The sequence below is a fragment of the Xanthocytophaga agilis genome (genome assembly GCF_030068605.1).
Lineage (GTDB): Bacteria > Bacteroidota > Bacteroidia > Cytophagales > 172606-1 > Xanthocytophaga > Xanthocytophaga agilis.
The window spans coordinates 21,299-33,840 of the sequence record NZ_JASJOU010000021.1 but is presented as its reverse complement, the minus strand read 5'-3'; the positions used below and the strand labels follow the sequence as shown (position 1 = coordinate 33,840).

Genomic DNA, 12,542 nt, shown 5'->3' with positions numbered 1-12,542 from the left:
TATGAAGATTAACCATACCTTTCGATATGTTCTGCTCATCGCATTCTCTCTATCATTGAATAGTTGCAAGGATTTTCTGGATGTGCAGCCTCAAAGTTCTGTTTCCGATGATCAGACCATTGTAGATGAAGCTTCTGCCAAAACTGCCACACGGGGTATGTACCGTCAACTGGCCAGTGATAGTTATTATGGCTCACTCTTTCAATCTATTGGATACCTGTCTGGTGATAATATTGTTTGGACAGGTTCGCAATCCATTATCCAGGATTTTATTAACCATGATGTGAAATCTGATAATGGAAACATTGCCACTGTGTGGTCCGGAATTTATGAAACCATTAACCGGGCCAATCATATTATTGCTAAAGTACCTCTTGTAACGGATGATTCTTTTACAGAAGCAGAACGAAATGCTTTGTTGGGAGAGGCGTATTTTGTGAGAGGGCTATGCTATTTTGATCTCGCCAGAACCTGGGGTGGTGTACAGATCGTATTAACGCCTACTGTTTCAGCTACAGATAAAAATGGGATCAAACGTAGTTCCCTTGCTGACACCTATGCACAGGTATTGGCTGACCTTACTAAGGCAGAAACACTGCTGACCAATACTACCAACCGTTACCGGGCTACACAAAAGACAGCCAGAGCATTACTGGCACGTTATTATCTCTACCAGGAAAATTGGGCTCAGGCAGAAGCGTATGCTGATAAAGTAATAGGGGATACCGATTACGAATTGGTTAAGCCTTATAGTGCATTTTTCAGCAACCAGGCTGTGGCTACAAAAGAGTCTGTTTTTGAACTAGCTTATAGCTCGACCTATACCAATGGGCATCGTACCTACTGGCAGCCACCTGCCAATGGAGGAACACGTCAATGGGCGCCCAATACTACCTTTATCTCTTTAGTGAATGATGAAAATATAGGAGGAAACCGCAGTGCCCTGATTGCCAAAACCACTGCTGGATTATGGTATGGCAATATGTATTACCGAAGTCCTGCCACAGATCCTGCATTTGTGATTCGTATTGCTGAACTCTATCTAATCCGTTCAGAGGCGCGTGCCCATCAGGATAAATTAGCGGAAGCTCTGGATGATCTGAATGCCATTCGTGATCGGGCAGGTCTTTCGGATAGCCCTGCTCAGACACAGGAGGAAATTCTGCTGGCGATTGAGAACGAACGTCGTCTGGAGTTTGCCTTTGAACCACATCGTTGGTTTGATCTGGTACGTACCCATCGGGTTGAAGCGGTGTTGGGGGTGACTAATACCAATAAATATGTACTCCCTATTCCTATCACGGAAGTTACAGTAGATGAATCCCTGGAGCAGAATACAGGGTATTGATTCTGCCTGTTTTTATCTAATGTCAAGACTTTAAAATCGATAGATTATGTCAGCCATAAACGTAACCTACCTGTCTCCTGATTTAGAGACAGATACATCCTGGACAAAAGCAGAGAAAGTTCTGTTCCGTTTCTTTTTCATTTACTTCTTTTTACAGATAGTACCACTGGACTGGAAATTTTACAGAGACTTATTTGCTATCAACTGGTTTGATCTACATTATCGGGATATATTTTATCTGTCCCGGTATATACCCCGTTTGTTTGCTGATAGCCCTAGTTTTGCGGATTGGGGTGTCATAGCTCTGGTGGCCTTGGCCGGAACGCTGGTATGGGGTTTTCTGGATACAAAACGTGAAGAGTATACTAGTTGGCAATATGCATTGCGGGTTTTGTTGCGCTACCGGCTGGCAGCAGGTGTAATAGGCTACGGCTTTATCAAATTGTTCCCTTTACAATCTCCTTATCCCTCGCTAAGCAATCTGAATACCTACTATGGAGATTTCACAGACTGGAAGCTGTTTTCGCTGAGTCTGGGAATTGTTCCATCCTATGAATCCTTTCTGGGAGGAGTGGAGATTCTGGCTGGGTTGTTATTGCTTAACAGAAAAACGACTACGGTTGCTACACTGATTATTTTGCCATTCACCGGAAATGTCTTTATGTCCAATCTGGCATATTCAGGTGGTGAATATGTATATAGCTTCTTTCTGATTGCCATTGCGTTATTTCTGTTGTCGTTTGATATCAAACGATTATTTACCCTACTCACTCTTGAAAAACCAACTATTCCCAATCGTTACCACCCTGTTTTTGAAGGCAAGTGGAAAGCCATACGGATAGTTCTAAAGAGTGCATTCATTTTCCTGTTTGTATTTCTGTATGGATTTAAGAGTTATGCCGGATATCAGGTAGGGTCATATCAGTATCCACAAAAAGCAGGTTTGTCAAATGCCAGTGGATTATACAATGTACGTACGTTCCGGATCAACAGTAAAGAACTTCCGTATTCTAAAACAGATCCGGTTCGCTGGCAGGATGTGGTATTTGAGAAATGGGCTACTATCAGTGTTCGTCTTAACCAGCCTGTGTCCTTAGCGCCTGAGAAAAGAACCGAAGAGTTGTATGAAAAGGACGAAGAACGTCAGTATGAACTGGCAGGAACGACTGGCAGGACATACTATAGCTATCAGTTGGATACTACTCAGCATCTGCTGTATCTCAAAAATCGCAACAAAGACAAGCCTAATGACACGCTGATCCTTCACTATAGCAGACCTGATAGTACACAAATTATTTTGTCAGGTTTGACTCAGAGCAAGGATACACTCTATGTAGTGCTGGACAAGATTCAGAAAAAATACCTGCTGGAAGAGGTACAACGCCAGGGAAGACAAAAAGCTTTGAAGTTGTAAAAGATCCTTTGACCAATGTAGCTACCTTAAAATACGTAAAAACATGTCTAAAACGGAAACTGTTCACGAAAATGTTGTCTTGGATACTTCTTCTCCAGCAGAGGTAAATTCAGGTCTGAATACCCGACTTTCCAACTGGAAGGAGTATCAGAAGATTGCTTTTCGTATCGCCTTCATCTTTTTTGTTAGCATTTCCATTCCGAACAATGCAGAGTGGTATGACCATGTGATTCATATTGACTGGACCAATCTGCATTATCGGGATCTATACGATATAGCCCGCTTTGGTTCGGGGATTAATTTCTTTGGAAACAAAATTTTTGGAAGCCAGCTCAACGGCTATGCCAACTGGGTTATTACACTACTGGTTTCGATTGGCGTAGGAGTTATCTGGACGGTGGTAGACCGATACAGAAAGCCACAGCCAAAAGAATATAATAATCTGTATTACTGGCTTCGTGCCATTGTACGATACCGGGCAGGTATTGGTATCATTGGATTTGGTTTTACCAAATTGCTTCCTGTTCAGATGCCTTATCCATCTGTGGGGCTACTGAATACAAACTTTGGTGATCTTACAGCACAAAAAATCTACTGGCTTTCTATCGGGATTGTTCCCTGGTATCAGGTATTTGCAGGGGTAGTAGAAGTGTTAGCGGGAGCATTGTTGTTTTTCAGAGGAACTACCACCTTCGGCGCTATCCTGTTATTTGGTGCATTGGGAGATATTGTGTTTGTGAATTTTGCCTATGATGGAGGGGTGCATGTGTATAGTTCCTATTTTGTTCTTCTGTCAGGCTTCTTGTTAGTTCAGGATATTCCAAGACTCTATAACCTACTGATTTTGGAGCGGCTCACTATCCCTGTCAATTATTATCCATCATTTTCTCAAAAATGGCAGAAGTATACACGGGCTGCAATAAAAGTTGGGGTATTTTATGTGTTTCTGATTTTATTGTTCTATCTGCAATATGTAAACTTCAAATACGATCCGTATAAACAACCTTCAACCAAAGGTGTAACAGCTCTTCGCGGTTTGTACAATGTAACGGAATTTAAAGTAAACAATCAAACTATTCCATATTCTCCTCTGGACACAGTACGCTGGCAACAGGCTACTTTTGAAAATTGGACAACATTGACCTTCAGAGTAAATAAGCCAACAGCACTGGATTTATCCAATGGTGGAGGTGATCCCCAACGAGACATTAACCGCACGTTTGAACTGACAGGTGTAGGTGGAGGACAACGAGCGTTTCATTATTATGCAGATACGGTAGACCATGTGCTTTATCTTCAGGATAAATACAAAGCTATTCCTGATCGACGCAATCGGGTAGCAGGTGTCGGTGGTGATGGTGGAACGGAGAAAAATCTGAATGGAGGAATAGATAAGCCATTGACAGAAGGTGCTTCAACAGAAAAAGCTTCTCTGGACCCCAACTGGATAAATCCTGAAGCCTGGAAGCATATTGGCGATGAAGTAAAAATGATTGATCCCAAAGCTGCTTCTACTCGTAGAGATCGGGAATTTGCAACCGCAAAGAAAAGCGAGAAACGTAACCGGATGATTCTCCATTACGAGACTACAGATGGGAATCGGGTAATTCTGAAAGGAATCGATCAGTATAAAGACTCAATTTATGTAGTACTGGAAAAGGTGAACCGATCCTATGCCTTACCTTCCAGTACACTAGAAGCTGGAAAGTATAAGTAATTTCAATATCCGGTAAGATACATCTTCATTAGGAAGATAAATGAGGGACTTGAATCAACGGATTTAGTCAACATAATCGGACTTTCTGTTTCTTCTGGAGATAGAAAGTCTACTTTCTTTTTTAGGGTTTCTTAGCAATCTGCATTTGTGAGTAAGTATACATATATCGTTTTTGTAGCCTCTCTTTGTTTGTGCCTGGTACACTGGGCATGTAGCAGACCGGGTGTACAGGCAGCAGTACATACGGCTGTTAGTACAGAAAGTGCCAAAGATTCAGTGATAATTGATTCGGTTCGCTGGCCGGAAAGCTTTTCTCTGGGTCATGTGGCCACCGAGGCTGAGATACAAGCATGGGATATCGATGTGCGTCCTGATGGAAAAGGCCTGCCTGCCGGATCGGGAAATTTCGTAGATGGACAGCAATTATATGCTGCAAAATGTGCCGTCTGTCATGGAAAAACAGGCAAGGAAGGCCCAAACAATCAACTGGTTGGAGGTGCAGACGTAAAAGAAAAAACCATTGGTAACTATTGGCCTTATTCTACTACCCTGTTTGATTATATACGTCGGGCTATGCCGTTTAATCAGCCTGGTTCCTTATCAGATAAAGAAGTGTATAGTTTGACAGCCTTTTTGCTGGCAGCCAATCGGATCATTGACTCAACAACTGTACTCAACGCCGAAACATTACCCAAAATTCAGATGCCTGCTCAGAAATACTTCGTACCTGATGACCGAAGAGGTGGACCTGAAGTACGATAGATTCTTTTATTTGCCCGGCATTAAAAACTCTGTGAGTAGACCATATGGATGACAAATCTTCAGATAAATCACTATTCTCCCAAAAAATCAAACGCCGTTCGCTGCTTGGGGGAGCTGCAACAGCTGCTGTAGTGTTTGTTCAGACTGCCTTAGGAAAAACAATTCAAAAGGCCATTCCGGCATCCGTTTTTCAGTCCGAAGAAGATCCTACTAAACAACTGGGTCCTTTTCCAAGTGAAATAGGTGGACGATCTGCTTTTGAGAAGCCTGTTCGTAAACCATCCGATATTTCGTCCCGATCTCCATTGCAGGATTTCTATGGGACTATTACGCCCTCTGACCTTCACTTTGAAAGACATCATGCTGGTATTCCAACCATCGATCCGGGCAAACACAAACTGCTTGTTCATGGCATGGTAGAGAAGCCGCTTGTCTTCACTGTGGCTGATCTGAAGCGTTTTCCTTCCATATCACGGATTGCTTTTCTGGAATGTTCCGGAAATTTTCGTACCGGAAAAGAAACTATGACTCCACAGGAGATCTGCGGATTAACTAGCCAGAGTGAATGGACAGGCGTAAAGCTTTCAACATTATTCAGAGAAGTGGGTGTAAAGCCCGGAGCGACTTGGTTTCTGGCCGAAGGTTCAGACGCCGCAGTCATGACACGTAGTGTTCCTGTCAAAAAAGGGTGGGATGACGCTATTATTGCCTATGCACAGAATGGGGAGGCCTTGCGACCAGAACAAGGCTACCCCATTCGGTTATTTTTACCAGGTTGGGAAGGCAATGCCAATGTAAAATGGCTGCGCCGGATAGAACTTTCAGATCAACCCTATATGACCCGGGAAGAAACTTCCCGCTACACAGAAACAATTCGGGACGGAAAAATACGTATGTTTAGCTTTGATATGGATGCGCGGTCGATCATCACCTTTCCTTCCTATCCTCAACATATTGAGAAAGGTTGGCTGGAGATCAGAGGGATTGCATGGTCCGGTCGAGGTAAAGTGTTATATGTAGAGGTGAGTACAGATGCCGGAAAGTCATGGCACAAGGCAACTCTTCAGGAACCCATATTGGACAAGGCACATACCGCCTTTCGGTATTTGTGGCAATGGAAAGGAGAGTCAACAGAGATCTTAAGTCGTGTCACAGACGAAACAGGCTATACACAACCTACCCTGAAGCAGTTAATTGATGCCAGAGGTACAGACATGGGTGGATATCACCTGAATCCTGTAACAGCATGGGTTATCAAACCAGATGGAAGTGTGGTATTTAAACCTGAAAAGTTACGGTGAGAAGTGAAAAGAGCTTCCAGAATAAAACGTATAGAAACCGGAAATAAATGGCACATTATGAATATGATGCAGTAGTAGTAGGCTCAGGTCCCAACGGGCTTGCAGCAGGGATAGCCTTGCAACAGGCAGGACTTTCAGTACTGCTGATAGAAGGACAGAAAGCAATAGGAGGGGGCTTACGTACTTCGGAATTGACGCTGCCAGGATTTAAACACGATGTTTGTTCGGCCATTCATCCTATGGCTGCTGGATCGCCCTTTTTTCAAAGTCTTCCATTAACTGAGCATGGACTGGAGTATATTCAGCCACCTGCAGCAGCGGCGCATCCATTTGATGATGGAACAGCCGCGATTCTAACTTCATCAATTGATAAAACAGCTGAGTTACTGGGAAAGGATCGACTCCCTTACTTACGGTTGATCGAACCTTTGCTCAATGATTGGCCCAAGATCGCAGCAGATGTACTGGGGCCTTTGCAGTTTCCAATATATCCGATTAAAATGGCTGAGTTTGGTCTGAAAGCATTGCCTTCTGCTAGTCGCCTGTCGAACTATTTTTCTACAGAAAAAGCCAAAGGATTATGGGCTGGTATGGCTGCTCACTCGATACAGCCATTGTCTCATATGACAACTTCTGCCATTGGACTGGTCCTGATGACAGCTGGACATTTGTATGGATGGCCTCTACCCAAAGGTGGGTCCCAATCGATTGCCAATGCGCTGGCTTCGTATTTTGTTTCGCTGGGTGGTAAGATAGAAACCGATCAGTGGATACATTCTCTAAAGCAACTCCCTTCCAGTCGGGCCATTCTTTTTGATCTGACCCCCAGACAACTACTTAAAATTGCCGGAGATCAGTTTTCCCCACTGTACCGCTGGCAACTTAACAATTATAAATATGGCATGGGCGTATTTAAAGTAGATTGGGCGTTGGATGGTCCTGTTCCTTTTAAAGCGACAGAGTGCAAACAGGCAGGAACCCTTCATCTGGGGAACACTTTTCAGGAAATAGCCCTATCTGAGAAAGAGATATGGAGCGGCAAACATCCAAAAGCTCCTTTTGTGTTACTAGCTCAACAAAGTGCTTTCGACCCTTCACGTGCACCAGAAGGAAAGCAAACCCTATGGGGCTATTGCCATGTACCTCATGGTTCCACAGTAGATATGACCAATGCAATTGAGGATCAGGTTGAGCGTTTTGCCCCTGGTTTCAAAGACCGTATTCTAGCCCGGCATACTATGAATACGATACAAATGGAATCGTACAATCCAAATTATATAGGTGGAGACATTAATGGTGGAGTGATTGATTTGACTCAATTATATACACGGCCCGCTTTGCGTCTTTCTCCCTATAAAACATCAGCCAAAGGCATTTATATCTGCTCTTCTTCAACGCCTCCTGGTGGAGGCGTACATGGTATGTGTGGATATTATGCGGCCAAAAGAGCTCTGAAAGATATCTTTAAAACACCTATTATGCCTCTAAAGCCTTTTTTGAATTAAAATACATTTATAAAAATATAGCTAACCTGATTTCGATGTCTCGAGTTACTCAAACCCTTCCTGAAAAAACACGATTTATCTTTACCGAAGACTGGACGGTAGTCGTACTTGGTATAACCATTATTGCTTTAGCGTTGGCAGGATTGCCTTTGCCTGTTCCTACAACCTCCTGTCAAAAATGGTATTATCAAACCCATGAAGGCAGGAGGATATGCTGATAGGAGTGCTGATATTGCTTATGCTTTGTTACAAGGAAGAATCCATATTGTTACTCCAGTCTTTCTCCTTGCTCACTTTATAGAGGAGTTACATATGAGCTAAAAGCTATTCCCAATTTGGGACATGTATAAGCCCAATCAGATTAATCAATTCAAGCTAATCGATCTTGTTAAGCAAATGATGACTAAGATTTGAGGAATGGGACACAATTGAGGCTTGAATAATATAATTATACATTCTGTATCTTTATTTGAAGTCAAAGAAAGGTTCGTTTATTTACCAGTTATATTCCATGATATGAAAATACAACTGACAAAAAATGCTAAAATAGGTTTGAAAGAAAAAATGGTTAAAGTAAGCAGGCTGCTACTGACAATCTGGGGCGGAATTTCACTGATAGGAGTAATAGTTATTGGTTGTTATGTAATATACTCAATGACTTTGGGCAACAGAGACGTAGAAGGTAAGGCAACTAAATCAGACGTGAGATTTGTATTAAACTGGTGTGGACTTGGCGACGAGAGGATTGAAAAAGTCTTGAATAGCTATAATTCCGCACATTCATTCACCGGCGACCATCTTGACGTTTATGAAATAAAAATAACGAATATAACGGTTGACGAACTAACTAAATGAAATGACAGTAGATCAAGAAATTGGTATCGGATGGACAGCCTCCCAACTGTTTAGATCAAGCGGTAACTTTTGTTGGTAATTGTCAACATAAGACACCATGGTTTCCGACAGTAGAAAAACTAAGGGCAGAAGACTTCTATGTTTACCCTCAGAGTATTTATTGTTATGGTGTTACTCCTTCAGCAGCAGAACTTATTTTCGTTAACCCAAAAGAGAAAAAGGTTTATTATATTAGTACAAAAATGTAGCGATAGAACTATAATGACCCAAAACTTGATTTTTTTGCTCCAAAACCCACTCTTTATAGATACTTGAAGTGTTAGAGACAATACCAGAATATGCGGTTACTATTACTAATTTTATTAGCAAATACGATCTTTTTTGGGTGTAACTCTTCCGTAAGCTTTCTTAGATTCGAAAAGATATTATTGGTCTTATTGATTCAGACCTTTTTATTTATAGTATTTGACATAGGAATATACTTCTTGCACTATCACAAAGATGTATTCTTTGACTATTTTCTTTTAACCTAAAAGTTGAAAAATATATAAATACATAATCTCTACAGAAAAAGTAGAGAAATGATTTGGAAATCACAAATTAGTCTCTACATTTGCATCATCTTACTAATTAAGCACCACCATTAATTAGTTAATTTATACAGAGGAAGGGAGAGAACAGGCTCGCAGAACTTCCAGCAACTTTCTGACCACCCGGAAACAGTGCTACATCCTGACCATTTTGGTAAAGATAAATTAACAAGACGATGAAACAACTCCTATTCTCAACATTTGTAAGACGTCTATTGCACACAACAGGGATGTACTATTTCTTAGTTGAGCCTATGGATTATACTATAACAAGCTACTATGAAGATAGTGGTTGTTGACAGAAATTTCTCTCTGCTATTATTTGTAATCACAAACATGTACTGTCTGCCGAACTGCCTTTGTTGGTAGGGTGGAAATGCTTTGTCTTTACAATCGAAAAATAAGTAACCAATCAACAACTACCTATAACCAATTGCTTCCAGAACCCTGGATTGAGAGATATTCACGGCTACTGCAAGTTTTATCTTTTGATTTACCACTAAACCAACAGTAATTATGAAACGTATTTCCTTTTTATTCCTTGCTATTGTCGCTTCTGTTTTAGTATCCTTTATCGGAAACAAAACGTCTAAGGGACAAACAACTCTGAAAGTAGACACACAAGCCAGTAAATTAGTTTGGACTGGTAAGAAATTTACTGGTCAGCATACAGGCAACATTGCATTGACCAGTGGCAATCTGATTGTAACAGATGGTAAGCTAAAAGGTGGAACTTTTGAAATTGATACACGAACAATCACTGTTACCGATATTACAGATAGTGAGCAAAACGCCAAACTGGTAAAACATTTAAAAGGCGATGACTTTTTTGGTGTAGAGAAGTTCCCAAAAGCTACTCTGACAATCACTTCTGCTACCCCAAAAGGAGGAGATGCCTATGACCTTTCCGGAAAGCTAACCATTAAAGGTGTAACTAACACAGTTAACTTCCCAGCTGTTGCGAAGATCGAAAAAGATAAAGCTACAGCAACTGCCAAGATAGTAGTAAACCGAACCAAATACGATATCAAGTATGGCTCTAAGTCTTTCTTCCCCAATATTGGAGATAAGTTTATCTACGACGATTTTGAACTGGATGTAAACATTGTTGCTACCGGACAATCTACTGCTACTGCAAAAGCGAAATAAAACAGATTTTAGCCTCTAAAGTAAAGTGTAAAAGTATAATTATAGTTAAAGTGTGAATGTAAGAAAGGGAATTAACCAATCTGATTTGGCTTTGGGTTCTGCCATTGCCTGCCCAAAGTCCAATCTTTCCTACCTTTCACAAAATACAGCAACCATACAACTCTATACAGTATTGATGAAATTTTACTTCTTACTAGTGTTACTGATTTCCTCTACCGCATTGGCTCAGCGTGTGAGACAGGAAGAGCATCATGCTCATTCGGGTGGAGGAGATCATAATCATCTGGCACATATACAGGCTTATCGGCAGGAAACTGTATATGTTCATAATCTTCCTGCCCCGCAATTACTCAAAGGAATTGGATCTTCTAATCTCAAAATAAAAACGTCTTCTGCACAGGCACAGGCTTATTTTAGTCAGGGGGTTGCTTTATTGCACTGCTTCTGGGATTTTGAAGCCTATCGTGCATTTAAAGAAGCTATTCGGCTTGATTCTGTTGCTCTTATGCCTTACTGGGGTTTATACAGTGCCATTGGTGCTATTGAAGGAGATGACTTTACAGCCGATAAATTATTAGCCGTTCAACAATTGAAAAAGCTAAAAGAAACAGCTTCTGAACATGAGAAGCTATACGCAGACGCAATACTGGCAAGAGATGAAGAACAAGATGGGAGTAAAAAAGAATATCAGAAGAAGCTGGAACTGATCATTCACAAATATCCGAAAGACATAGATGCCAAGTTATTTCTGGCATTAAGCAAAATGGGAGGGTACGATGCGGCTATGAATCCCCATGAAGGACAACTATATGCTGAATACCTTTTGCGTGATCTGCTGAAAAATTACCCTGAAAATGCTGCTGCTCATCACTACTGGATACATCTGATGGAAAACTGCTGTCCGGAACAGGCACTGGAGAGTTCTGCCAAGTTACCCAATTTGGCACCTGCCTCAGGACATATGGTGCATATGCCAGGGCATGTGTATTATAAGTTGGGTGACTACAAAAAAGCGTATGATGCCTTTGCTGCTTCGCTGGCTGTCGACTCTGCATATATGAAAGAGCAGGGAATTGCGGAAGTAGACGCCTGGAATTATATTCATAACATCAACTATCTTTTATCTAACTGTGCCGAAGATGGACGGTATGCAACGGCACTGTTATATGCAGAAAAGTTGAAAAGCATGCCTGCTACTAAAGAACGCAAACGAAAATATGAAGGCCGTTTCTTTTATCAGGGGGTAATTGCACCTGCCAAGATGGAACTGTGCTTTGGATTTTACAAGAAGGCTGCAGATCGTCTGGCTGCTATTCGGCTCGATCAGGATAGCTTATATACAACCAAAGCCATAGCCTACAAAGATGCTCTATATTACTTTGCTTCAGGAATGCATGCGGTAAAAAGCAACAAAATCGCTGATGCCAGAAAGTATGCAGATGCATTGGATGCTTCGTTATGGCGCAATAGTCACCAATTGCATTCTGATGATATTATCAATATCCGTAGGCTAAATGACCTGAATGTGGCTTCTCTTGAATTGCAGGGTGTAATTAAAAGTGCAGAAAATAACTATAATGAGGCTGTTGCCTTACTGGAAAAAGCAAAACAGAAAGAGGATGACCTGGGATATAGCGAACCTCCGTCTTATGCACGTCCGGTATTGATCAGTCTGGCCGAAACACATCTGAAAGCTCGTCAGTATGATAAGGCTATTAATGCTTACGAACAACTACTCGAAAGACATCCTAATACAGCCAATGGACTATGGGGATTATACAAAGTCTACAAACAAAAAGGTGATTCAGTAAATACCAAAAAATATGCTGCATTGCTTGCACAGGTAGTGCAATATGGTGACAAAACACTATATCCTTTATAAGCAAGACCATTCCCGACCA

The 12,542-nt window shown here is 41.5% G+C and carries 10 protein-coding genes and 1 riboswitch; all 10 genes read left to right on the top strand.

Annotation, left to right across the window (positions count from 1 at the left end; all coding sequences use genetic code 11):
- Window position 1 precedes the first annotated feature (1 nt).
- The 10 genes from QNI22_RS36400 to QNI22_RS36355 all read left to right on the top strand — a co-directional run bounded on the left by QNI22_RS36400 (window position 2) and on the right by QNI22_RS36355 (window position 12,523).
- The gene (locus tag QNI22_RS36400; protein ID WP_314519072.1) at window positions 2-1,348 is read left to right on the top strand and encodes a RagB/SusD family nutrient uptake outer membrane protein; all 1,347 of its coding nucleotides are present in this window, start codon (window positions 2-4) and stop codon (window positions 1,346-1,348) included.
- A gap of 46 nt (window positions 1,349-1,394) precedes the next feature.
- Window positions 1,395-2,762, top strand: a complete 1,368-nt coding sequence (locus QNI22_RS36395) for a DoxX family protein (protein WP_314519070.1) — start codon at window positions 1,395-1,397, stop codon at window positions 2,760-2,762.
- Between the two features lie 43 nt (window positions 2,763-2,805).
- A complete protein-coding gene (locus tag QNI22_RS36390; RefSeq protein ID WP_314519068.1) occupies window positions 2,806-4,479 on the top strand; it encodes a hypothetical protein in 1,674 nt (557 codons plus the stop codon).
- A gap of 147 nt (window positions 4,480-4,626) precedes the next feature.
- On the top strand, window positions 4,627-5,241 hold the full coding sequence (locus tag QNI22_RS36385; RefSeq protein WP_314519067.1) for a c-type cytochrome: 615 nt from the start codon (window positions 4,627-4,629) through the stop codon (window positions 5,239-5,241).
- A 44-nt stretch (window positions 5,242-5,285) separates the two neighbouring features.
- The gene (gene soxC / locus QNI22_RS36380) at window positions 5,286-6,542 is read left to right on the top strand and encodes a sulfite dehydrogenase (protein ID WP_314519066.1); all 1,257 of its coding nucleotides are present in this window, start codon (window positions 5,286-5,288) and stop codon (window positions 6,540-6,542) included.
- Between the two features lie 47 nt (window positions 6,543-6,589).
- Window positions 6,590-8,047 (top strand): phytoene desaturase family protein, encoded by a 1,458-nt coding sequence (locus tag QNI22_RS36375; protein WP_314519065.1) that lies wholly within the window; start codon window positions 6,590-6,592, stop codon window positions 8,045-8,047.
- 35 nt (window positions 8,048-8,082) lie between these two features.
- The gene (locus QNI22_RS36370) at window positions 8,083-8,265 is read left to right on the top strand and encodes a hypothetical protein (protein WP_314519063.1); all 183 of its coding nucleotides are present in this window, start codon (window positions 8,083-8,085) and stop codon (window positions 8,263-8,265) included.
- Between the two features lie 298 nt (window positions 8,266-8,563).
- The gene (locus QNI22_RS36365) at window positions 8,564-8,902 is read left to right on the top strand and encodes a hypothetical protein (RefSeq protein ID WP_314519061.1); all 339 of its coding nucleotides are present in this window, start codon (window positions 8,564-8,566) and stop codon (window positions 8,900-8,902) included.
- Window positions 8,903-9,555: 653 nt separating this feature from the next.
- Window positions 9,556-9,659, top strand: a riboswitch (SAM riboswitch).
- A 349-nt stretch (window positions 9,660-10,008) separates the two neighbouring features.
- Window positions 10,009-10,641 (top strand): YceI family protein, encoded by a 633-nt coding sequence (locus tag QNI22_RS36360; RefSeq protein ID WP_314519059.1) that lies wholly within the window; start codon window positions 10,009-10,011, stop codon window positions 10,639-10,641.
- 52 nt (window positions 10,642-10,693) lie between these two features.
- Window positions 10,694-12,523 (top strand): tetratricopeptide repeat protein, encoded by a 1,830-nt coding sequence (locus tag QNI22_RS36355; protein WP_314519058.1) that lies wholly within the window; start codon window positions 10,694-10,696, stop codon window positions 12,521-12,523.
- Window positions 12,524-12,542 lie beyond the last annotated feature (19 nt).